This is a genomic window from Streptomyces sp. MMCC 100 (assembly GCF_041538145.2).
In the GTDB taxonomy this organism is placed as follows: Bacteria; Actinomycetota; Actinomycetes; order Streptomycetales; family Streptomycetaceae; genus Streptomyces.
Genome location: NZ_JBGORK020000001.1, coordinates 1,962,542 through 1,984,833 on the forward strand (window position 1 = coordinate 1,962,542; position 22,292 = coordinate 1,984,833).

Here is a 22,292-nt window from a genome sequence, read left to right on the forward strand (position 1 = left end):
CGTCGGCTAGTTGATCAGGAAGCAGATGTCCCACCCGGACGCGGACGGCGCTCCGGTGTGGAAGGCGTTCAGGGCGAGTGCGGTGCCTGCGGCACCTTCGAGGAGTCCGATGTCTCCGCCGCCGGGCGGGGCGATCACTGAGTCCGCCAGGGTGCCGGGCGCGGTGTCGGTGATCGGGGCCAGGAGCCGGGGCAGGCATTCGGCGAGGCCGGGAGCGAGGGCGTCGGCGGCAGCGAGTTGCGTGACGCGCGCCAAACCCGCGAAGCCGTGGCACAGGGAGACATCCACGATCGCGTCGAGTTGGCCCGGGTCGGTCATGGCGCGCAGGAGGGCGAATTCGGCGGCGTGTTGGCGGGCGGGGTCCTTGAGGGCGAGGGCGGCGAGCTGCTGGGTGCGGGCGAATCCGGCGGTCCCGTAGCACCAGGACGGCCGGAAGGGACCAGGGCCGGTCGTGCCGGAGCGTAGTTGCTCACGGGTGATCCAGTACGGCCACCACGGGCCGGCGGGACTGTCCTGCTGCCAGTGGTCGAGCCAGGCCAGTATGCGGGTGATCGCGTCGAGGTGGCCGTCGACAGTGACGCCGCGGCGGGCTGCGAGGGAGAGCACGGCGAGGGGGCCGCCGATGCCGTGGGCGACGCCGTTGTTGGCGTGCCCCTCCGGATACTGGGGGGAGATCGTCCCGGAGGGGGCGAGGTGGCTCCACCAGCCGGGCAGAACTTCCCCGTCGTGCTTGACCGGCTCGGTCAGGCGGACCAGGTAGGTCAGGATCTCGCGGAGGACGTCGGCGTGGACGTCGCGGTGCAGCAGGAGCCCGCCCAGCCCGCTCAGGCCGCGGATCGCGTCGAACTCCGCCAGCGCGGGCATCTCGCCGCGGTCCATGCGTGCGTGGGCGTCCGCGAGCCGGTCCCGGATCGCCTTCGTGACGTACCGGTCGAGGGTGTCCAGGGCGCGGGCGTAGCGTCCGGGGCGGTCGGCGGCGGCGTGGAGAGCGAAGGTGAGCGCGGGCGCCCCGTAGTAGAGGTGGCTGTCCGGGCCGCCGACGGCAGGTTCGGTTGCGGCGCAGGCGAGCCAGTCGTGGGCGCGCTGCCACGGACCCAGCTCGGTGCGGGCCCGCTCGATGTGCAGCAGCGCGACACCGACCGCGCCGTGCGCGAGCGACTGCGGCCACCAACCCTGGCGGTGATGCAGCCCCCGTACATCCTGCGGCGAGGCAAGCCGCTCAGCGATCGTGTCGGCGGCGACCCGCGCGCTGTCACGCAGATTCATGGGGATCTCCTCGGTGAGTCCAGGCCATCGCGGCGGCGTGGGCCAGCCGTACGCACATCCGCTCGTCGTCCTTGTCGATGCCGACGGCGCGGATGTGGTGGGCGTGCAGCAACGAGTCGAGAACGAGGTCCGGGGCGCTGCCCCCACCGGACGCGTCCAGCTCTTGCCGGTAGCGGGCCAGGGCCTCGTCGCGCTCGCTCCAGGCGCTGGCGATGGCCGCGCCGCCGGGGGCCGCGCGCAGGGCCGGCCAGCCGTCAGTCGGATCGGCCAGGCGAACCGCCTGACGGAGCACGGCCCGGTCCATCGGGCGCGGGTCGGTGATCCGGCCGTGGGCCATCAGCCAATCCATGCCGGCCGCGATGCTGCCCGTGAAGGCGGCGGCGAGGGACACGAAGTTGGCGGCGGCGAGGACCTGTCGGTGCGGACGGGTGCTCTGGGCGAACTGGACGGCCAGTGCTCGGGAGTCAGCGACGAACACGTCCTCGGCCAGCCTCATCAGCGGCCCGGGGCCCCACCGGCCGGTCTCCGGGTAGGAGGCCGCGAACTGCATGTCGCCGAGGAGCCCAGCACGGCGCAGTCCGTTCGCCCAGGCGCTCACGCGTTGTGCGGTGAGGGCGAAGTCCTGCTCGCTGGGGACCGCGATGCGCAGCCGCAGGTGCCAGCGAGGGTCGCGGTAGCGCATGTACCACCAGGTCAGCGGCGAGTCCCACTGGCCGAGCAGCGCGGGAAGGTGGTCGGCAAGGATCTCGGACTGTCGTTCGATGTGCCCGTACAGCTTGACCAGCAGCCAGGAGGCGGTGCCCGGAAGGTGCCCGTGCTCGCGGGTGACGAGCCGGTTCACGGTGATGGGCGGGACGGCCGGCCACTGCGGCGGGCGGACGGCCGTCATCGGGGCGATGATCTCGTGAGCCCGGCCGTCGAACCAGCCCCCGTCGGATTCAGCTTCCGTCAAGATCGCCGATTCGTGGGTGTCCAGGTGGGCGCGCAGCAGCGCGAGGTGCGCACGTTCGGAGAGGTCCAGCGGCAGGAGCTGGTCGCCCTCGGCCAGCGCGACGTGGTCAGGAACTCGGCGGCGTGCGCGCCACCCGTCGGCCGCCTTATGCCACTCCTCCCAGGAGGCCCGGCGGGCAGGCAGCTCCGACCGCTCCAGTCGCCACCGTGCCGGAGAGAGGATCGCGCGGCCGTAGCGCACGCGCGGCAGATACGGCAGGGCTGTGGCGGACGCCCAAGGGAACACGGTCAGTACAGCGGTCTGAGAGCGGCTGATCTCGGTGAGGAAGCGCGCCAGCGGCGGCGTGTGCCCTCGCAGATCCAGAGCGTGCAGCGTCATGGGATCCAGCAGGCACGCCCGGGAGAGGGAGACGAGATAGAGCCTGCGGCGGTCGCAGCCCACGGCAAGGTCGTCGAGCCTGATCGTGCGCGCATCCAACTCACGGTGCTCCGCCAGGCTGATGACGGCCGGCAGGAGTTCGGCAACACGGGTGACGTTGGTGTCTCCCCGGTCGAGTGGAGCGAAGGAGACCTGCGTGGGAATCGAGCCGGTCGTGTTGACCGGCAGCTCCTTCAACAAGGCGCCTACGTGGGCCTGATCGACCGGTGCGAGCAGCCCGAGGCTACGGCCGATCGTGGTGCCGATTCCGCGGGAAGGGGCGAGGCCGTGAAGAACGAAGTCTCCTCTGACCAGGGCGTCTTGCGAAGTGGCGCGGATCTTGAAGCGCAGCTCCGTGTGGGCCGGTACCTGCGGGGCGTTGCGGTCTCCGACCGTCAACGAGCGGATCAGGTCCTCGTCCAGACTGATCTCGTCGCGGCCGTCGAGGACAGCCGCCTGGGCGAGGGAAAGCAGCTGCTGTTCACGAGAGGTCAGGGCCTCACCCTGCTCAGGGTGCGCATCGCGGTATCCGACCGGGAACCCGAGGCCGACGTCCGGGGCCACCAGGTCCCGGACCGGGACCAGCGAGTTGATGCCGTACCGCTCGAAGAACCGGTTGTGGAAGTCCTTCCACGCCGGAGTGCCGAAGGGATACGCACTCAGCCGGGCCAGCACCGTGGCGGCTTGCTCCGCCTCGCGGGCAACCTGTGGGGGCAGAGTGAGGGAGCAGTCCATGCGCAGGTCCAGCGTGAACGGCTGATCCTTGACGCTACTCAAGGCGGCCATCTTCTGACGTAAAGCGGTACGCAGGCGCCGGCCGTCCGCCGGGGCCAGTACCTGGTTGTGCCGGGCGATGGCGTCGCGGACCGTCCGCAGGTCGGCCACGAGGTCCGTGGCCGATGGGGCGGCGGCTGCTTCGGCCTGCTCGATCAGGTGACCCAGGGCGTCGAGGGTGGCAGAGGGCGCGTGCAGGCTGCTGATGAGCACGCCGCGTTCGACGAGGCTGCTGACGAGCCCTTCCACCCGGCCAGCGGGAACGTCGGGGAACTCGCTCCTCATCAGTGCGACCACCGCATGGACGGGGACGGGCGAGGCGGCGGCGTCAACGGCGATACGAACGGCGCCGGTGTACCGGAGGGACACTTCGGCCGCTGGGCTGCCGTCGGTGCGGCGTGAGCGGGGCGGGTAGGGCACGATCAGCCGATCGCCCCGTACGAAGATGGTGTTGTTGGCCATCACATGCAGGTGCCGCAGGAGTTCAGGGTCTGCTTCCAGACGGGCGACCAGGTCCGCGATCCAGTCGCCGTCGGCACGGATGACGGGTCGGTGCCACTCACCCCAGGACCATCCCGGTCGTTCCCCGAACGAGGCGGGCGCGATACCGGCGAACAGACCGTTCGGGGTCGCCCGGCCCGTCATACGCAGCAGGTACCGCATGACCGACACCACTGCGCGGCGCAACTGACGGGTCTCGGGACTGGCCACCGAGCACAGGGTCTGAACCTGCTGCGCGAGCAGAGGGCTGGCCTGCTCGATGGAGTCGGCGGCCTCGGACAGCGACCAGACGTCGCGCAGCCACGTCTGCCACCGCACCTCGCAGTCCGAGGTGTCGTCGGTGAGGTCCGGCCACGCGGGAAGCGGCAGCCTCGAGGAACGGGCGGCGCGCACCAGCGCAGTGTCCGCGCACCGGTACAGCGGGGCGTCCTTCTGGGAACCCATGCACCCTCCCTGGTCGTGGTGTGTTGGGATGGGTGCCAGCCCGCGCGGCGCAAAGCCGCGCGGCCTGGCAGATCGAAGCGCCGAGGTCAGGCCACGTTGGTGGCGCAGGACCCCTGGCAGCTCGGCTTGCAGCCGTCGTCCGTCAGGTTGATCACCGTGGCCGAGCCGTCGCCGGACTCCAGGACGCTGATGTCCAGGTCGAACGCGTCACCGCCCGCCGTGGCGGCCGGGGACTGCGCCTGGCCCTGAATCGTGTTCGCGTTCATGCGGGCTTCTCCCTACTCGTCGTGCGGTGGAAAATGATCAGGCCACGTTGGTGGCACACGGGCTGGAGCAGGTGCTGCCGCAGCCGTCGTCGGTGAGGTTGATCAGCGTGGCGGAGCCGTCGTCGGACTCCAGGACGCTGATGTCGAGGTCGAATTCGTCGATCTGCATGTGGTCATTCCTCCGTTGTCGTGCGCGGCTCCGGTCAAGCCGCAAGGGACGTGCCGCGTGGGCGGCGCCGGCACGACATGGGCGTCGTGCCGGTGGTCTGGTGAGGTCAGGAGCCACTGGAGATGCAGGCGTTGTCACCGCATGTCGAGCCGAAGCCGCCGTCGGAGGCGATACTCGCCCCGACCGTGCCGCCCGATTCGATGACGCTGATGCCGAGGTCGAACGGGTCCTGCGCGGCAGAGGCCGAAGCGGTCCTCACACGCTGGTCGGTCACCTTGGGAGTCACGGGAATCCTCCTGATCGGTGTGGTGGAACACTTCATTTCGGTGTGTTGCGATACGGCCGGCTCTGTCCGACGGGCGGCAGCTGTGCGGCCTGCGCCGGTCGGGCCTCCTCGGCCACCTCGCCAGACACGAGAACTGCGGATGGCTGAGGAGTTGGGGACAGACACGGAGTCCGAAAAGGGTGACGGGACCGCTATACGCCGTCAGGCTGCCGCGGGCTGCGCCTGCGGATGGTTCTTCGCGGCCTGGTCCAGCACCCGGGTGAAGTGCTCGGCCCGCCCGTCGCCCTCGGCCTCCTGGGCCCGGAGGCCGCCGAAGCGCTGCCAGTAGCGCCAGCAGACATCGCTGCTCATGACCATCGCGGCATAGAACGGCAGCTGTCCGTCGCGGACACGGCCGAGGCAGTGCCGGAGGCTGAGGGCGCAGATGAGTCGGTAGGCCGCCATGAGCTGCATGTACTCCTCGGCCTTCATGTCCTCGGGCTTCCACAGCTCGGCGAGGTCGGCTTTGGTGGACACCCGGTTCAGCCAGTCGAGCTGGTTGCCTGCTAGGAGCGCCTCGTGCCGCTCGGTCTGGTGCCGTGCGTTCTGCCTGAGCCGGGTGGCTCCGACCACGGCGGTGGTGAGGGACAGGGCAGCACCGGCAGCGAGGACGGCGGTGGTGAGCTTCATCGGTCAACGGATCTTTCGCAGATCGGAGATGCGGCCAGTGGGCCGACTGAGGGAAAACGTGGAGTTCCGCCTGTTCACGCGGCCTCCGCGAGGACGACGGTCGGGGCTTCGTCGGCGGAGCTGTCCGGAGTGTAGCGGCGGCGCACCGCCCTGAGCGCGACGTCTAGTGGCGGCAGACCCACGGTGGCCCTGCGTTTGTCGACGGACGCCGGCGCGCGCAGCTGACACAGCTCGATCCCCTCGGCGCTCAGCAAGAGCTGGGTGCCGTACTCCTGGGCGCACCCGCCGGTAATGAGGGCACGGTCGCGGAGGTGCGCCCAGTGCTGGACGAGCGCGTCGTCGGCCTCGACCGCACGCCCGAGCAGGATGGTGGCGGCGCGCTGGAGGGTGAGGTCGTGGTCGCTGTGCAGGGCGATGCTCCAGGCGGCGCGGGCAGCAGCGGGGCCGACGAGGCGGTGGCCGGGCCACTCGTATTCGCCCAGGATGCGGCGCAGGAACTTGGTGTTGGCGTGGTCGGTGTGTCGGCCCTGCCCGAGTTGGACTGCATCGAGTTGGTCGCGCACGCGTTTGGCTCGGTGCACGGCCGATTCCGTTGCGCGGGCGATCAGCTCGCGGGCAAGGTCGGGTCGCTGCGGTTCGTCGGTTGTCACGCGGTGCTCCGATCGTCCGCGGCCAGATGAGGTGCATGGGTCTGGCAGCTGATCAGTGTGCTGAGGCTGGGGCGGTGCTCGGCGGCCAGTTCGAGGCGGGCGACGCGGTCCCCCTCCCGTCCCGGGCCGAAACCCCGCACGTCCCAGCCCATGTCCGTGAGCCGGCGCAGCAGGGCGGCGATGGGCTCGGCTTGGAGTGCGTGGCGGGCCAGGATTTCGGCTCGTACGAGTGGGAGGCTCTGCCGGGCGGCGAGGTCGGAGGCCCACAGGGTGATCAGTCGGGTGATGTCGTCGGGATGGTCGGGCAGGGTGTGGACGCGTCCCAGGCGGAGGCAGGGGCCTTCGCCCCAGCTGAGTCCGGGGTCGCGCGCGGGGACCATGCAGGCGAGCAGCTTTCCGTCCTCGAACAGACCGGCCGACCTCGTCTGCGGGTCGCGGAAGAGGGCCGGAACGTCGGCTTGGGCGGGCACGGGGAGGCCGCGCAGGGTGAGCCAGCGCTGCCGGTCCTGCACGAGGGCAGCGGCTTCCGCGCGCTCGGCGTCCGTACGTAACGTGTGCACCGCGTATACGGCGTCCGGGTACTGTGACGCGACCGAGGGAGCAGCCGGAGGCTCCTCGTTAGCCAGGGGAGTGGGGGGCTTGTTCACTCGCTCCGCTCCGCTCCGCTCCGCGCCGCCGGGTCGGTCGGCAGCAGCTTCCAGCCGTGGGCAAGGATCACCAGGTGGGTGGTGTCCCGCGCGCCTGTGTCGGCGAGGAGTTGGTCGAGTGCGGCGCGTTGGTCGGCGGGGGCGAGCTTGGCGGCGACGGCGATATCGCGGGGGTCGCTGTGCTCGGCGACGGCTCGGAGCAGCAGCAGTTGATCCGGGCTGAGCGTTGGTGCCGGCCTGTCGGCCGTGGGTGAGGCCACCTGCTTCATGGCGAACAGGCGGTGCACGATCACTGGGGGCTTGCAGCGGGGAGGGCAGTGCAGGCTCTCGCGGATGTCGCGGAGGTACTGGCGGACGGTCACGGGTGACAGGGCGGTCTGCGTGGCGATCTCTTGGGCCGTGAGGCCGTTTGCGAGGTGCTGGGCGACGCGCTGCAGGGTCGGCGTCAGGGGTGTGATCGGTGCGCTGGTCGTCACGGGCGGGGTCACGGTGTCTCTCTCGGCTGGGTGGATGGTCACTGGGAGGGTGCCGCCGGTCCCCGCGGGGGACGGGGGCCGGCGGCATGGGCCCGTGCGCGGCGATGGGGAGTCACGGGGTGCCGCGCACGGGGGCTTATGCGGCGGTTGGGTCGGGTCGTGCCCAGGCGGCTTCGGCGGCGAGGCGTTCGGACCACTGGATGTGGTCTTCTTCGAAGGCGGCGTCGGCGAGGCGGATGCGCTGGACTTCGCCGGTTCCGGCGGGTGGGTAGGTGTGCTGGATGTCGCGCCACAGGCGTTGGAGGATGTAGTCGCCATCGAGGGCGTGGGCGCCGTGTAGTTCCATGGCGTGCTGGGCGGACTGCATGGCCCACTGGTGGCCGAGGTATTTCGAGTTGATCAGTTCGGCGTCGCAGGGCAGGCCCTGGTCGAGGAGGTGCACGGACTGGTAGGCGAGTATTCGTGCGGCGCGCAGGCGGGCCTCCATGTCGCCGACGCGGTCCCGCAGGACGGGCAGGTCGGAGAGGATGCCCTGGTAGCGGGGGCGGGCCTTGAGCCGGGCGGTGGTGGTGTCCACGACGGCTTCGTGGATGCCGAGGCTGACGGCGGCCAGGTTGGGGCGGCCGTAGAGGATGCTGCTGCTCTGGGCCACGGCCAGTCCCTGGCCGATCTCCCCGACCACGTTGTCGTCGGGGACGCGGACGTGGTCGAGGTCGAGGCGGCCGGCGGAGAAGCCATGCAGACCGAGCCCGGCACGGTGGTCGGAGACGGAAAGTCCGGGGCGGTCGGCTTCGACCATGAACGCGGTCAGCGCTTGTGAGGTGCCTACTCCCAGCCCGGCGGTGCGGGCGACGACGAGGTGGGCTCCGGCGAGGTGGCTGTTGCCAATATGGATCTTGCTGCCGGTGATCACCCATTCGTTGCCGATGTGTTCGGCGGTGGTTTCGATGCCGCCGATGTGTCCGCCGGCGAGCGGTTCGGTCACGGCGATCGACAGCAGCACGGACCCGTCCGCGACCCGGGGAAGCCAGTGGCCCTTCTGCTCGTAGGTGGCGAAGTGCAGCAGGGCGCCGACGGGGATGAGGGTGGCCTGCAGGATGGCCGCGGCAGCCGCTGAGACCCGTGCGATGCGGTGGATCAGGATGGTCTTGGCCACGTGTCCGGCGCCCAGCCCGCCGAAGACGGCCGGGACGGTGACGGCGAACCACCGCCGGGCGGCCATCAGGTCGGCGACCTTGTGCTCCACCCTGCCCGGAGCGGCCTCCATCCGCGCGGCGCGCGGCGGGACGTGCTCGGCCGCGAAGGCGTCCGCCTCCTGCCACAGCATGTCGTGGCGGGCAGTGAGGTAGGTACTCAGCGCCGGTGGAGGCGTGGTGGGTGTGGCGGACATGGTCTCCCTCTCCCTGGATGAAGGTCGCAACGCGGAGCGGCCGGGGATCGCCTACGGCTCCCGGGTGGGAAGTTGTGGAACGGCCTAGCGGACGGGGGCGCGGGTGATGTGGTCCATCACCTGTGCACTGGCGTTGATGACGATGTCCCGCAGACGGCGGGCCTCGGCCAGGGGCCGCTTCTCCGGGTCGATCACACACACCGTGCCCAGCACCGTGCCGCTGTCGTGGATCAACGGAGCGCCGAAGTAGGAACGGATCCCGACGGCGTCGACCACCGCGTTGCCGCTGAAGCGCGGGGACGCGTGCACGTCGTACAGCGGGAGGGCGTTCTTGCGGGCCATGACTTCCGGGCACCAGCCGTGGTCCCGGCTCATGGTGCGGCCGACGATCACGTACCCGCTGTCCGCGGGCGGCTGGTGCAGTCCGACGAAGGTCTGCTCTTCCAGGAACAGATTGACGAACCCGTACAGGAACCCGGCCTTCTCAGCCATGTCGCGGGCCAGGTTGTCGAAGTCCTCGTTGGCCACTGGGGGCACGCCCAGGCGGTTGAGCAGCTCGTAGCGCTGCGCCAGCTCCAGTGACTGCTGGGGCGGCTGGCTGGTGAGGGCGGTGGCGGGCGGGGGGAGCGGGCCGCGGGTGGTGTCCCGCATGTCGCGTCGCGGTAGGGACCGTGTGGGCGGGGTGGTCTGCGGCGTGCGGTGGAGGTCGCTGGGGTGCTGTGACATCAGGCGTCCTGGAGGGTGGTGGATGGGGGGTGGCCAGCGCGTCTGGTGGCGGCGTTGTTAACGGCGTGGTCGACGAGGGCCAGCAGGACGCCGGCGACGTGGTTCGTGTCGCGGGCATCGCAGGTGACGACCGGTACGGAGGCGGGGAGTTCGAGGGCGGTGCGGACCTGCTGGGGGTGATAGCGGTGGGCTCCGTCGAACTGGTTGACGGCGACGACGAAGGGCAGGCCGATGTCTTCGAAGAAGCTGACAGGGGTGAAGCTGCTCTCTAGTCGGCGCGTGTCGACCAGGACGACCGCGCCGACGGCACCCCGGGAGAGGTCGTACCAGAGATCGACGAACCGGTCCTGACCTGGAGTGCCGAACAGGAACAGCTCCAGAGGTATCGGCGCGTCGGGCAGGCTCAGCCGGCCGAAGTCGAAGGCGACCGTGGTGGTGGTCTTCGCTTCGATGCCCGCCAGGCTGTCGACGTCTGCGCTCGCCTCGGTCAGGTACTCCTCTGTGCTCAGCGGCGTGATCTCACTGACGGCGCCCACGGCGGTGGTCTTGCCCGCGCCGAAGCCGCCGGCGATCACGATCTTCAGCACGGTCGGAGCGGCGCCGACGCGCGGGTGCGGCGAAGTACGCGGCACCACGGCCGGGTCACCCGGCCTGGGGATAAGTGACGGCATCAGGCCACTTCCTCTTCAAACCCGCTGACACGGCTGCCAGCAGCTGGGTAGACGCACCGGAGCCCGCACCGGTATCGGCATAGGACTGAGTCAGGGAGACGACCAGGGCGTCGGCGTCCAGGAGGTCGGAGACGAGCACCTTGACGGCGGTCACGGGCCGGCCAAGGCGGCCCGCCAGCTCGACCACCGACCGCCTACGCTCCCGGCACAACGCGAGGATCTCCTCGCACTCCTCGGCCTGAGCCGGGCCGGGCCTGCCCGCTCCGGGTTCCAGCACGGTCTCCAGACCGAGCAGGTGCCGCGGCTTGGTACGCCCGCGAGTCACGGCGTAAGTCCGCACGAACGCCGACTCCTCGGCCGCGCGGCCGTACGTGGTCACCGGACCTCTCCGCCCGTGCCGCCACGGACGGGGATCACCATGTACGGGGCGAACTTCTGGACAAGGCGCCCCATCTCGAAGCCGACGGTGCCCACGTCGGCGTCCCGGGTGGCGATGACAGCGAGGATCGTGTCCACCTCACCGCGTTCGTTACCAGGGTGGTTGTCGAAGGCCGCGCTGCGCCCGGCGCTCTGGACGAAGAACAGGCAGTCGTCTCGCTCGATGATGACCTGGCCCGCCGGCCTCTTCTTCCCGCGCGGACCGGTGATGTTCGCCGCGAGGGAGGCCACCCCGCTGAAGGCGGCCGACAGCTCGTCCGCCCAGTCCTTGTCGACGTCACTGTCCAGCAGCCGCAGTCCATCGCGCGAGATCAGCACGGCGTGCGTGACACCCAGCGTCTCGGAGGCGAACTGACGCAGCAGCCACGCCATGCTGTCCCTCTGTCCGCTTGCGGTCGTCGCGGATGCGGGCATGTCGCCGGTCACGTTGCTCATCGCGGGGTGGGTGCTCATAGGGATCGCTCCAGAAGGGGGAAGGACCAGCGGATGTACCGGGCCACCGGGAAGGACGGGTCAGGGGGTGGGGCGCTCTGACGAGGCGGGAGGGGGGCCAGCGGTGCCGCCGGCCTGGAGGCCGTTGCGGAAGGCGGCTGCGAGCCCGGGCGTCGCCGCGGCTACGGGGGCTGGCTCCCGCTCGTTTGGTGGACGGAAAGACTTCGTCCGGCTTGTCCGGGTCGGCAGAGGGGGCGCGTCAGCCGAATGGCCCGCTTCTGCGGTCGGTGCCGCAACGGCGCCGGGATGTGCGAGCTGCGCTGCCCTCGGGGCGGCGGGAGTCGCGGCGACCTGCTGCGGCTGCCGCCCGGAGATGCGAGCGTTCTCGGGCGGCGGTGCGCCCCCACCCTCGACCGATGGAATGGCTACCAGGAGTCGTGCCGGTATGACGACCAGGGCAGTGGTGCCCCCCGTCACGTTTTCCTGCAGGAGGACGGCCAGTCCATGCGACCGGGCGATCAGCGCGGCGACCAGCAAGCCGAGCTGCCCGGACCGGACCTGACCGCTGACGTCGACCTCGTCGGGGGCCTTGAGTAGGCGGTTCATCTGCACCCGCGTATGCGGATGCATGGGGACGGCCCGGTCCTCGACCTCGATGGCCAGCCCGTTCGCCACCCGCTGCGCCCGCACCGTCACCTTTGTCGCCGGATCGGAGCATTCGCAGGCGTTCTCGATCAGCTCGGCCAGCAGGTGCGTCAGGTCCGGACCCACATGGCCGGGCAGACCCAGCTCGGCGCCCACAGACCCGGCCGTGACAGCGACCCGCGGATACTGCACGACCTCGGACACGGCACCGCGCAGCGCCGTCGTGACAGGAACCGGCAGACGCACGTTGCGCAAGGACTGCCCGCCAAGTACCGCCGTGCTCTCCACTTGGCGGCGAATCCGCGTCACCAGGTGATCAATCTCGAAGATCGCGGCCAGCAGCTCCGGGTCGTCGGTCAGCATCTCCAGCCGGCTCAGTGCCTGGAGTGCCTTGCTGACCAGGGCATGCTCCCGCATGGCCAGGCGGCGCAGTACCTCTAGGAGGACCACGGACTGGGACTCGTCGTGCACGCGGATCAGCGACGCGATGGCCTGCGCCTGGAGCGCACTCAACGCGTTGTCGATCCGGGCGTTCGCAGTGGACGACTGCGGCGTCCTAGAGTCAGGCAACGATGGGCGCTTCCCACGGCACAGCTCCTCCGCCGACCACTGCACGGACTTCTCGACGGCTGCCGCTGCCCCTGTGACGGCTGCCAGTGCCGCTGCCTGGGATCCCTCCACGGCCGATTGTGCGGCTTTGGCGACGGTGCGCGCTGAGCGTGCCGCCACGGTGAAGACGCCCGCCAGTCCGCAGATGAGGCCGGCCAGGATCCATCCGGGCCCTACGGCCGACGCCGACCGGAGAGCGTAGGCGGCGACCAGCAGAGCGGCAAGGAGCACCAGGGGCAGTGCCACGGCGCGGCGGGCGAGGTGCAGCGTGTTCGCGTCGACCGGGGGTTGCCGTCTGCGGTGGCCGGTAGCGGCTGGCCGTGCCGGGAAGGCGCTGTCAGACATCGGAGTCCTCGTCAGGGGGTGAGGTGGCTATGCGTGCTGTGGTTTGAGGTCTGGGGCGTTGTGCCGCGTGCTACGGGAGGTCGAGCGGGGCGTCGGCACCGCCACCGCGCCGTGGTGGGGGGACGTCTGCTTCGCCACCTGTTGAAGGAGCAGGGCGCTCTGGATCAGGCCCATGTGGCTGAACGCTTGCGGGAAGTTCCCGAGCTGGCGCTGCTGGGCCGGGTCGTACTCTTCCGCCAGGAGCCCGAGGTCGCTGCGCAAGGCCAGGAGACGCTCGAACAGGGCACGGGCTTCGTCGAGGCGGCCGGTCAGGGCCAGGCCATCGACAAGCCAGAAGGAGCAGAGGACGAAGGTGCCCTCGTTGCCCTTCAAACCATCCACCCCGGTGTGCTTGCCGCGGGTCCGATACCGATGCACAAGCCCCTCGTCCGTGGAGAGTTCACGACGGACCGCATCCACAGTGCCGGTGACGCGCGGGTCGTCGGGCGGCAGGAAGCCGGTGCGCGGAATGAGCAGCGTGGCAGCGTCCAGTTCCTGCGAGCCGTAGGACTGGGTAAAGGTGTTGCGCACCGGGTCGAAGCCCTTGTCACAGACCTCCTGGTGGATCGTCGCCCGCAGTTCGACCAGAGAGGCCACATCCATATCGAGCGCGCCGGCCTCGGCCAGGCGGATGGTGCGGTCGACGGCGACCCATGCCATCACCTTGGAATGGACGAAGTGCTGGCGGGCCCCGCGGACCTCCCAGATGCCCTCGTCGGGCTCCTGCCAGCGCTGCGCCAGGTGCTCGACGAGCCGCTCGTGTAGGACTGCGGTGTCGGCGCAGTGGGCGACACCACTCCGGTGCGCCAGGTACAGGGCGTCGATGACCTCGCCGTACACGTCGAGCTGGAGCTGGTTCGCCGCGCCGTTTCCGACCCGGACCGGGGCTGAGCCCTCGTACCCGGGAAGCCAGGGAAGCTCCCGCTCCCGCAGGTCCCGTTCCCCGGTGATCCTGTACATGATCTGCAGGTTCTCCGGGTCGCCGGCGACGGCCCGCAGCAGCCATCGCCGCCATGCCTGCGCCTCCTGCCGGTATCCGGTCCCCAGCAGCGCGGCCAAGGTGGTGGAAGCGTCGCGCAGCCAGGTGTAGCGGTAGTCCCAGTTCCGGGGGCCGCCGATCTCCTCGGGCAGCGACGTGGTCGGCGCTGCCACGATCCCGCCGCTGGGCCCGTAGGTCATGGCCTTTAGCGCGATCGAGGACCGGACTACGGCTTCGCGGTAGGGCCCGTCGTAGGTGCACTCCTGCGTCCACTCCTGCCAGAAGGCGAGCGTCTCGGCGAGCGCGGCCTCCGGGTTGGGAACGTCGGGCGCGGCGGTGTGGGACGCGCACCAACTGAGTACGAACGCCACGCTCTGCCCGGCGCGGATGGCGAAAGCGCTGACGACCACGCCGTCCTTCTCCACCTGCGGGACGCAGGTATCGAGCCACAGAGCGTCCGCGCCGGCCTCCGCGACCACGCGCCCACTGACCTCGTGGATCCACGGGCCGACGCTGCCGTACCCCGGCCGAGGGCGCATGGCTGAGACCATCTCCACCTCGCCGCTCCGGCCCTCCACGATCCGAACTACCTGCGGGGCCCCGTCGCGAGGCGGCATGAAATCCAGGACTCGGACCGAACCAGTCGGGGTACGCCACAGCGACTCGAGAACGAGCGAGTCACCGCAGTACCGGCGCTCAGCCACTCTTCCGGAGCTGGACCGGCCTGTCGACGAGGCCGGGGCGATCTGCCAGGAGCCGTGCTTCTGCGTACCCAGGAGCCCGGCGAAGACAGCTGGCGAGTCGAAGCGGGGCAGGCACAACCAGTCGATCGAACCGTTGTCGCAGACGTGGGCACTGGTCTGCGTGTCGCCGATCAGGCCGTACTGCTCGATACGCGGAAGGCGTTCCATCGTGTGTGGATCTCCGTTAAGCCCCACTGGTCTGGGGGCGTTGTCAGGGCCGCCGAAGCGGCCGGGGACAGGCCGTGAGTCAAGGAGTCAGCGGTCACCGCGGTGAGACAGGCTCGATGGATGTGGCGTAGAGGCCCTGTCTGCGGCATCGAGGCCAGTCGTGCGAGCGCCTCGGTAAACCAGCCACGCCATCGGGACGAGGATCAGACCAATGAGGAGCGCTCCGGTGAGAGTCATGTCCGAGGCACCGAAGCGGCCCACACGAGGCAGGTGAGGGCGACGGCGAAGACTGCACCGCGCAGCACGTTGATCTGCGGCTTCCGCCACGCCCATATCCGCGCCGGACGCCTCGCTTCGACGTCTTCCAGCCGGATCTTCGCAATGAGTTCCTGGGGCGCCTCGGCGAGTTTGACGAGGCGCACCCGGCTGGGCAGGTAGCCCTCCGGGAGCCCGTTCGAGCAGAGTTGCTGCGCACGGAGCAGAGTTGGCTCTTTCGAAGGCACCAGGGTTCCGAGCTGGTTGACATGGCCTCGTAGCCGCAGGACGAGGTCCTCTACGTCGGCGGCAGTCTCGGGCACCGGCGAGTCTTCGCCCAGCACGAGCGTCACCGTCTCCGTCGCGGACACCGCTTGGTCACGCCTGGCCCCCGGGTCACCGAGGACTTTCCGGTCCAGAGCACTGCGTTGGCAGGCCGCCCAGCGAGGGGCCAGCGGAGACGCATGAGGCAACTCCTTTGTGGAACAGGCCAAGTTGAGTGAGAAACTTCGTGCATTGCAGTCGGGCGGCGTGCAAGGTGAGTGATCCCGCCGCTACGTTGAGCGAACCGCGAATCCCCCCTGGGGGGTATGCCTGCGCGGCCCTCAAGGCCGTCAAAGGCGTCAAAGATCATTTCGGACCCGAGGGGCAGCCTATGGCCCGTGAGCGAAACGTCGCCCTCGCCGCACTCCTGCGCGAAGCGGGCTGGTCCCAGCCCCAAGCCGCCGCCGCAGTCGCTCGTGTCGCCGCAGAGAGCGGTGCACGCGAGTTGGAGGCCATCTCCCGTTCGCACATCGCCATGTGGGTCCAAGGCACCAAGCCCAGCGGACGAGCGCCTCATATCCTGCGTGAGACGCTGTCCCGGAGGCTCAGCCGACGCCTCACCCTGGCTGACCTCGGGCTGGAAGACGGGCCGACAGGCTTGACGGACAGCAGTTCCGACTGGAGCGTCGACCCTCTGACCGTGCTGGCCGAACTGGGAAGCGACGACCTGGACATGCACCGACGCAAGCTGTTGGCGACCGCCGCGTACTCGGCCGCCGGCCTTACTCTGCCTGCCAGTTCGTGGTGGACAACCGCCCCGGCTGCGGCAGCATCGCGCCCAGCAGTCTCCCCACGGCTGGTGACGCAGGCCGACATCGACGACGTTCGTAACCTGACAGCCTTCTACTCCGCGCGGGACCAGCAGCGTGGTGGAGCCTCGGGGCGTTCGGCCCTGGCCGGCCACCTTCGCGACGAAGCGGTGCCACTGCTGGGCAGTAGATCTCGAACGGAGCGACACCGCCGGGACACATACTCGGCCGTGGCAGAGATGACCTACATCGCCGGCTGGATGGCGTTCGACGCCTCGCAGCATCGCACCGCCCAGCGCTACCTCACCCTCGCCGCACGCATCGCGGCCGAAGCCGGAGACGGACCGTTGGGCGGCCACATTCTGCGCGCCCTCGCCCACCAGGCAGTCGACCTCGGGCACCGACGCAGGGCCCTCGACCTGGCCGAAGCCTCCATGGCTCCCGCCCACTACCACCAGGCCAGCTCGCGCGAGAAGGCCCTGCTCTCCATCGTCCACGCTCGTGCCCTGGCCGCCGACGGCGACCGCCCCGGCACGCTCGCGGCCATCAGCCGAGCAGAGCGAGACCTCGAACACGCCGACAACGAAAACGCGCCAGATCGTGTCGGCTTCTTTCAGGAAGCCTCCCTCGCCCACGAAACTGCCTGCGCTCTGCGCGACCTGGGCAAGCCCGTCGAGGCGGAGATGCACTTTCAGCGCAGCGTCCGAACCCGCCGTCGGCAGCAGTACGCCCGCACCCACAGCGTGACTCTGGGCTACCTTGGCGCCGTCCAGGTCCAGCAGGGGCGTCTCGATGAAGCATGTGGCACGTGGGGACAAGCTCTCGACGCCATGGCGGGCGTCCAGTCCGGGCGCGCCCGCGACGTCATCGTCCGCATGCAGAGCGACCTGTCGCCCGTTCGGCAACGCGGGGGCCGCTACGTCGCCGAATTGGACCGCCGGGCACGGGAAGTGCTGCGCGCCATAGGCTGACCGCAGTGCAGGCACGCGGGTGTGACCGGCGGCTGCTGAACACCCGACTCCATGGGAGAGGAACGAGCGCCGATGGCAACCTACGAGGTCGAGTCGATCGCAACGGTGGTCGGGGGCCACATGCGCGTTCAGGACGATTACCAGGGCGGGGTCGAGTCGATCATCCGGCTCAACGACGAGTACCCTCTCGAAACGCTGCAGGGCTTCGAGGAGTTCTCCCATTTGACGGTGACGTGGCGCTTTCACCTGGCACAACCTGACGCTGTGCAACTCCACGCCCGGAGTCCCCGAGGCAATTCGCAGTGGCCAGCGACCGGTACCTTCGTTCACCGGAATCACCGGCGTCCCAACCAGCTGGCCGTCAGCTACCCGAAGTTGCTCGGCCTGGATGGCCGCGACCTCCTGGTGACGGACCTCGACGCGGTCGACGGGACGCCGGTCGTGGACCTGGCTCCGTACTTTCAGGAGATGGGCCCCCGAGGAGCTGTCCGGCAGCCGGCCTGGCCGGGCGAGATGCTCGCAAGCTACTGGTGTGACGCGTCGAAGCGTCCCTAGAAAGGCTTGTCGTGACACCTCGCGCATCCGCAGGGTAGCCGTTTCCAACAGCGCGCTAGCGGGTGCGCTAGGCATGTCCCTGGCCTCCCCCGGTCGCGGTGATTGGTCTCACACCAACGACCATAGGAAGCGGCGTGGAGTCATGCCCGAGCTGTCAGCTCGGGTGACCCAGCGGCTCGCTCATACCAGTCCGATCCGTTCGGCCATCTTCTCCGCCTGCCGGGCTTGCATGGCCCGTGCCCTACGGATGACCGTGAGCACTAGTTGGCGGGCGAGGGGATTGCGCGCGAGGTCCTCGGGCGCGAGCGTCTCCAGCTCCCGCAGAGTCAGCAGCGTGGCCGCGTCGTCGCGGCGTTGCGAGTGGCAGGCAGCTACCTCCAGGCCGAAGGTGAACTCCCGCTCCATAGACGGCAGTCCGTTGGTATCGACGGCGTCGGCTGTGTGCAGCGCCTCGCCGGTCTCGCCCGCCTCCATGTCGATGGACAAGGCGTGCAACGCCACATTGGTCGGACCGAAGACGGTCCAGGCCACGTTGCTGTCATCGGGCACCCGGCGGGCTGCAGGTGCCGCGTGTTGCCTGAGCCGCTCGCGCGCTTCCCACCAGCGGCGGCGGCGCGCCGCGCCGACCACGGCGACAAGCTGGAGGGCGCCCCCCATCGCCACCCGCTCGACTTCGGGTATCGTCGTCGCGGCGACCTGCTCGGCCGCGCAGAGCGCCAGCTCCTCCGCCTCTGCCGGCTGGCCGGAGGCCAGCAGGACATGGCCTAGATTCCACTGGGCGGCGGCGATGCGCAGCGGATCGTCGGCGTCCTCAGCAGCGCGCTGGGCCCGGTCGGCGGCGATAGTGGCCAAGTCCACGCGTCCGGTGCGTCGCAGGTACGACCGGAGCAGACAGTAGAGGTCGGCGGCTGCCCGCAGTACGGCTCGCCGTTCGGCCGGGTCGTTACCGGCGCGGGCGGCACGAGCGGCATGTTCGACTTCGCCGACTAGGTCGGGCAGCGTCTCGGCAGCCTCCGTGAACCGGGTGCCGCTCGTCTGCCAGGACTGCCAGGCGCCCTCCACGAGGTCCCGTAGTACGGCCGCCGGAACCGGGGCGGTACTGCGGGGCGGACCGTATCCGAGGAAAGCACGACTGACCGCGGTCTCAGCCGTATCTGTCGACTCAGCCTCCACGGGCGCTTGCTCGGACAGCAGTGCTGCGGCCGGGACTCCTAGCTCCTGGGCGAGGGAGTACAACATGGGCACCGACGGAACCTTCAGGCCGCGTTCGATCTGCGACAGATAGTCCGGACTGATACCGACCAGCCCAGCGACTGCGTCCTGCCGACGTCCGCCGCGGTAGTGCCTGATGCGGTCCCCGATGGGAAGGTCTGCTGCAACCATGTGTCCGCTCCTCGCTGCTTCTTCGAGCGTAGGCTGCCGGATGCACGGGGACCCTGCTGTTCTGGAGAAAGGAGCTGCTGGTGCCAGAACTGGTGCTGTGGGACATCGACCACACGCTCATGGCCACAGGCGGGCTGGGCCGTGAGCTATGGGCTGACGCATTCCAGCAGGTGACAGGATTTGCGATGCGCGAGCAGGCGTCGGTCACGGGGTCGACGGAGCGTGTGATCCTGCGGGAGACCGCCCGGCTCCACGGCCTCGACTACGACGAGGAACTGTTCACCCGGTTCGCTGACGCGCTCGGTACGGTGCACGTCCTGCGCGCAGCCGAGCTGCGCGAGCGTGGCCACGCACTGCCCGGTGCCGCCACGCTGCTCGCGGCCCTCGACGAGCGGGGCGTGCGGCAGTCCGTCGTTACCGGCAACGTACGGCTGGCGGCCGAGGTGAAGCTGGCCACGTTCGGCCTGGACTCGTACCTCCGGCTCGACGAGGGCGCCTACGGGGAAGACGGCGAGGAGCGCCCCGAACTGCTTCGCCTCGCTCTGGAACGTGGGGAGGTCACCGGGACCAAGGCGGTGTTCCTCGGGGACACCCCGGCGGATGTGGCGGGCGGGCGCGCAGCCGGCGTGCGGACGATCGCGGTCGCCACCGGCAAGACCTCGGTGGCCGAACTGAAGGATGCGGGAGCCGAGTCCGTGCTCGACGGACTAGCCGACGTTGCGCGGGTGCTCGTCGCGCTCCGGGCATGACGCAAGCAGCCCCGTCCCTGGTCTGAGATGCAGGAAGAGGCCCAGGCCGATGTGAGAATCTCGAGGGGGTGGCTGTGGATGATCAAGATCCGCGCCCGCGTCGAGCACGCCCTCTCGCACCAGCACCTGGAAGATCCTCTGCGGTGGCCGCCTCAAGGACGAGGGCGTTCACTACGCCATACTCGGTATCGCCAGCCTCCACAACCTCATTCTCCGAGGGGGCGGCGGCGACGCTACTCAATCGGCATACCCTAGATCATTTACGCGTAGCCCTTAGATTAGGCGCAGATTCCGCCACCGTCTCGCGGTGGCGGAAGACATCGGCGATGTGCACGATCTGCGTCCGACCTCTTCAGGACTGGGCGGAAAAGCGGCGCAGGCGGAGCGAGTTGCCGACCACCGACGCCGACGAAAAGGCCATCGCGGCTCCGGCGATCATCGGGTTGAGCAGGCCCGCTGCAGCCAGAGGCAGGGCCGTCACGTTGTACAGGAAGGCCCAGAAGAGGTTCGAGTGGATGGTCCCGAGGGTCTTGCGGGAGAGCCGGATGGCATCCGCCGCCGTGCGCAGGTCACCGCGTACGAGCGTGAGATCGCCAGCCTCGATGGCCGCGTCCGTTCCGGTTCCCATGGCCAGGCCCAGGTCGGCCTGCGCGAGCGCGGCCGCGTCGTTGATGCCGTCGCCGACCATGGCGACACTGCGGCCCTCGCTTTGCAGCCGCTTGACCACGTCCGCCTTGTCCTCGGGCATCACCTCGGCGATCACCTCGGTGATCCCGACCTCCGCCGCGACGGTGTCGGCCACCGTCTTGTTGTCCCCGGTGAGCAGGATCGGGGTGAGCCCGAGCACCCGCAGGCGGCGGACGGCTTCGGGACTGGTCTCCTTAATGGCGTCAGCCACTTCCAGCACGGCTCGCGCCGCGCCGTCCCACGCCACCAGGATCGCAGTCCGACCGGCGGCCTCCGCCGCCTCCTTGGCTCGCTCCAGCTCGACCGGAAGACGGATCTCCCACTCGTCCAGAAGCCGCCCGCGGCCCACGAGCACCGCATGTCCCTCGACGATGCCTTGGACCCCGAGTCCCGCCACGTTGGTGAAGTCCTCGGGAACGGGGAGCGTGCCGACCTTCCGCGCCGCGCCTTCCGCCACGGCGCGGGCGATCGGATGCTCTGAGGCGTTCTCCAGCGCGCCCGCGAGACGCAGGGCGTCGGCCTCGTTCTCGTCCACCCCGGTCCGTACGGCGACCAGCGTCATCTGTCCGGTTGTGACCGTGCCAGTCTTGTCCAGGACGACCGTGTCGACCTTGCGGGCGGTCTCCAGGACCTCTGGGCCCTTGATGAGAATTCCCACCTGGGCGCCGCGGCCAGTGCCGACCATCAGAGCGGTAGGGGTGGCCAGACCCAGGGCGCAGGGGCAGGCGATGATGAGTACGGCGACCCCGGCGGTGAACGCCGCAGACAGGCCTGCGTCGTTGCCGAGCCAGAAGCCGAACGTGCCGATCGCGAGGGTGATAACGACTGGAACGAAGACGGCCGAGATGCGGTCGGCCAAGCGCTGGGCGGCCGCTTTGCCGTTCTGCGCTTCCTCGACGAGCTTTGCCATTCTGGCCAGTTGGGTGTCCGCGCCTACCCGGGTGGCCTCGACGACGAGCCGGCCGCTGGTGTTCAACGTGGCACCGGCGACGCTGTCGCCGACGACGACTTCCACCGGGACAGACTCTCCGGTCAGCATGGAGGCATCGACGGCGGACGAACCCTCGACCACCGTCCCATCCGTGGCGATCTTCTCGCCCGGACGCACCAGGAAGCGGTCACCAGTGCGCAAATCTCCGATCGGCACCGTGGATTCGACGCCGCTGCGCACGACGGTGACTTCCTTGGCTCCGAGTTCCAGGAGGGCCTTGAGCGCGGCGCCGGCCATCCGCTTGGAACGCGCTTCGAAATAGCGGCCCGCCAGAATGAAGGCGGTGACACCGGCGGCTGCTTCCAGGTAGATGTTCCCGGCACCGTCACTCCGGCCGATGGTCAGCTCGAAGGGGTGTGTCATGCCTGGGGTGCCCGCGGTGCCGAAGAACAATGCCCACAGGGACCACAGGAACGCCGCGGACGTTCCGACCGAGATGAGTGTGTCCATCGTCGCGGCACCATGCCTGGCGTTGGTCCACGCGGCCTTGTGGAAGGGCCAAGCCGCGTAGGTGACCACGGGTGCGGTCAGGGTCAGTGAGAGCCATTGCCAGTACTCGAACTGGAATGCCGGCACCATGGCCATCGCGATCACCGGCACGGCGAGGACGACAGTGGTCACAAGGCGCTGGCGCAACGACCGGTGCTGGTCGGGTTCTTCAGCGGTTCCGGACTCTGAGGTGCTGTCCGCGTCGACGGGCGTCGGCTCCTGGGCGGTGTATCCGGTCGCCTCCACCGTGGCGATCAGATCGCTGACAGCGATGCTGCCGCTGTAGCTCACCTTGGCCTTCTCCGTCGCATAGTTGACGGTCGCCTCGACGCCGTCCATGCGGTTGAGCTTCTTCTCGATCCGGGCTGCGCACGAGGCGCAGGTCATGCCGCCGATGGCGAGTTCGACCTCGCCGACGTCGGTGAGGTTGGTCATCA

At 69.6% G+C, this 22,292-nt stretch carries 22 protein-coding genes and 1 pseudogene; 4 read left to right on the forward strand and 19 right to left on the reverse strand.

The annotated features are described in order from the left end of the window. Positions 1-6 precede the first annotated feature (6 nt). From ABS735_RS09015 to ABS735_RS09095, 17 genes are all read right to left on the reverse strand, one after another. A complete protein-coding gene (locus tag ABS735_RS09015) occupies positions 7-1,266 on the reverse strand; it encodes a lanthionine synthetase C family protein (RefSeq protein ID WP_016325334.1) in 1,260 nt (419 codons plus the stop codon). After that, positions 1,253-4,354: a lantibiotic dehydratase gene (locus tag ABS735_RS09020; RefSeq protein ID WP_016325333.1), complete on the reverse strand. Its 3,102-nt coding sequence runs from the start codon at positions 4,352-4,354 to the stop codon at positions 1,253-1,255. The genes ABS735_RS09015 and ABS735_RS09020 overlap by 14 nt, the downstream gene beginning before the upstream one ends. A gap of 86 nt (positions 4,355-4,440) precedes the next feature. Continuing rightward, positions 4,441-4,620: an FxLD family lanthipeptide gene (locus ABS735_RS09025; RefSeq protein WP_016325332.1), complete on the reverse strand. Its 180-nt coding sequence runs from the start codon at positions 4,618-4,620 to the stop codon at positions 4,441-4,443. Between the two features lie 37 nt (positions 4,621-4,657). Beyond that, positions 4,658-4,789 (reverse strand): FxLD family lanthipeptide, encoded by a 132-nt coding sequence (locus ABS735_RS09030; protein ID WP_007491158.1) that lies wholly within the window; start codon positions 4,787-4,789, stop codon positions 4,658-4,660. A 106-nt stretch (positions 4,790-4,895) separates the two neighbouring features. Next, complete coding sequence (fxlA, locus tag ABS735_RS09035; RefSeq protein WP_042799357.1) at positions 4,896-5,075, reverse strand: FxLD family lanthipeptide; 180 nt, start codon at positions 5,073-5,075, stop codon at positions 4,896-4,898. 201 nt (positions 5,076-5,276) lie between these two features. Beyond that, positions 5,277-5,744, reverse strand: a complete 468-nt coding sequence (locus ABS735_RS09040) for a DUF6082 family protein (RefSeq protein WP_373906555.1) — start codon at positions 5,742-5,744, stop codon at positions 5,277-5,279. A gap of 74 nt (positions 5,745-5,818) precedes the next feature. Next, positions 5,819-6,394: a DUF6624 domain-containing protein gene (locus ABS735_RS09045; RefSeq protein ID WP_016325329.1), complete on the reverse strand. Its 576-nt coding sequence runs from the start codon at positions 6,392-6,394 to the stop codon at positions 5,819-5,821. After that, positions 6,391-6,954: a hypothetical protein gene (locus ABS735_RS09050; RefSeq protein ID WP_016325328.1), complete on the reverse strand. Its 564-nt coding sequence runs from the start codon at positions 6,952-6,954 to the stop codon at positions 6,391-6,393. Before ABS735_RS09050 ends, ABS735_RS09045 begins: the two co-directional genes overlap by 4 nt. 83 nt (positions 6,955-7,037) lie before the next feature. Further along, positions 7,038-7,517 (reverse strand): LuxR C-terminal-related transcriptional regulator, encoded by a 480-nt coding sequence (locus ABS735_RS09055; protein ID WP_234308165.1) that lies wholly within the window; start codon positions 7,515-7,517, stop codon positions 7,038-7,040. A gap of 136 nt (positions 7,518-7,653) precedes the next feature. Further along, positions 7,654-8,907, reverse strand: coding sequence for an acyl-CoA dehydrogenase family protein (locus tag ABS735_RS09060; RefSeq protein ID WP_016325326.1), 1,254 nt, complete (start codon positions 8,905-8,907; stop codon positions 7,654-7,656). A gap of 84 nt (positions 8,908-8,991) precedes the next feature. Beyond that, positions 8,992-9,633 carry a GAF domain-containing protein gene (locus ABS735_RS09065; RefSeq protein ID WP_016325325.1) on the reverse strand — a complete coding sequence of 214 codons (642 nt, stop codon included), beginning with the start codon at positions 9,631-9,633 and terminating at the stop codon, positions 8,992-8,994. Beyond that, positions 9,633-10,268 (reverse strand): GTP-binding protein, encoded by a 636-nt coding sequence (locus ABS735_RS09070; RefSeq protein ID WP_016325324.1) that lies wholly within the window; start codon positions 10,266-10,268, stop codon positions 9,633-9,635. The genes ABS735_RS09065 and ABS735_RS09070 overlap by 1 nt, the downstream gene beginning before the upstream one ends. A gap of 7 nt (positions 10,269-10,275) precedes the next feature. Next, on the reverse strand, positions 10,276-10,683 hold the full coding sequence (locus ABS735_RS09075) for a DUF742 domain-containing protein (RefSeq protein ID WP_016325323.1): 408 nt from the start codon (positions 10,681-10,683) through the stop codon (positions 10,276-10,278). Next, on the reverse strand, positions 10,680-11,195 hold the full coding sequence (locus tag ABS735_RS09080; protein WP_016325322.1) for a roadblock/LC7 domain-containing protein: 516 nt from the start codon (positions 11,193-11,195) through the stop codon (positions 10,680-10,682). The genes ABS735_RS09075 and ABS735_RS09080 overlap by 4 nt, the downstream gene beginning before the upstream one ends. A gap of 60 nt (positions 11,196-11,255) precedes the next feature. After that, a complete protein-coding gene (locus ABS735_RS09085; RefSeq protein ID WP_016325321.1) occupies positions 11,256-12,773 on the reverse strand; it encodes an ATP-binding protein in 1,518 nt (505 codons plus the stop codon). Positions 12,774-12,800: 27 nt separating this feature from the next. After that, positions 12,801-14,702, reverse strand: coding sequence for a glycoside hydrolase family 15 protein (locus tag ABS735_RS09090; RefSeq protein WP_016325320.1), 1,902 nt, complete (start codon positions 14,700-14,702; stop codon positions 12,801-12,803). A 233-nt stretch (positions 14,703-14,935) separates the two neighbouring features. Next, on the reverse strand, positions 14,936-15,310 hold the full coding sequence (locus tag ABS735_RS09095; protein WP_234308164.1) for a DUF6415 family natural product biosynthesis protein: 375 nt from the start codon (positions 15,308-15,310) through the stop codon (positions 14,936-14,938). A 302-nt stretch (positions 15,311-15,612) separates the two neighbouring features. Between ABS735_RS09095 and ABS735_RS09100 the strand changes: the two genes are divergently transcribed. Both ABS735_RS09100 and ABS735_RS09105 read left to right on the forward strand, forming a co-directional pair. Continuing rightward, positions 15,613-17,001, forward strand: a complete 1,389-nt coding sequence (locus tag ABS735_RS09100; RefSeq protein WP_186009678.1) for an NsdA family TPR-like regulatory protein — start codon at positions 15,613-15,615, stop codon at positions 16,999-17,001. Between the two features lie 72 nt (positions 17,002-17,073). Beyond that, positions 17,074-17,556, forward strand: coding sequence for a TrmO family methyltransferase domain-containing protein (locus ABS735_RS09105; RefSeq protein WP_042799351.1), 483 nt, complete (start codon positions 17,074-17,076; stop codon positions 17,554-17,556). 180 nt (positions 17,557-17,736) lie between these two features. Here ABS735_RS09105 and ABS735_RS09110 read toward each other — a convergent pair whose 3' ends face one another. Then, positions 17,737-18,939 carry a helix-turn-helix domain-containing protein gene (locus ABS735_RS09110; protein ID WP_016325316.1) on the reverse strand — a complete coding sequence of 401 codons (1,203 nt, stop codon included), beginning with the start codon at positions 18,937-18,939 and terminating at the stop codon, positions 17,737-17,739. Between the two features lie 80 nt (positions 18,940-19,019). Here ABS735_RS09110 and ABS735_RS09115 point away from each other — a divergent pair, with 80 nt between their 5' ends. Both ABS735_RS09115 and ABS735_RS09120 read left to right on the forward strand, forming a co-directional pair. After that, positions 19,020-19,688, forward strand: a complete 669-nt coding sequence (locus ABS735_RS09115; protein ID WP_016325315.1) for an HAD family hydrolase — start codon at positions 19,020-19,022, stop codon at positions 19,686-19,688. A gap of 84 nt (positions 19,689-19,772) precedes the next feature. Beyond that, positions 19,773-19,965 (forward strand): annotated as a pseudogene (locus ABS735_RS09120) (hypothetical protein); the annotation flags it as partial. A gap of 75 nt (positions 19,966-20,040) precedes the next feature. Here the strand turns inward: ABS735_RS09120 and ABS735_RS09125 are convergent. Next, entirely contained in the window at positions 20,041-22,290 is a 2,250-nt protein-coding gene (locus ABS735_RS09125; RefSeq protein ID WP_016325314.1) for a heavy metal translocating P-type ATPase, read from the reverse strand. Positions 22,291-22,292 lie beyond the last annotated feature (2 nt).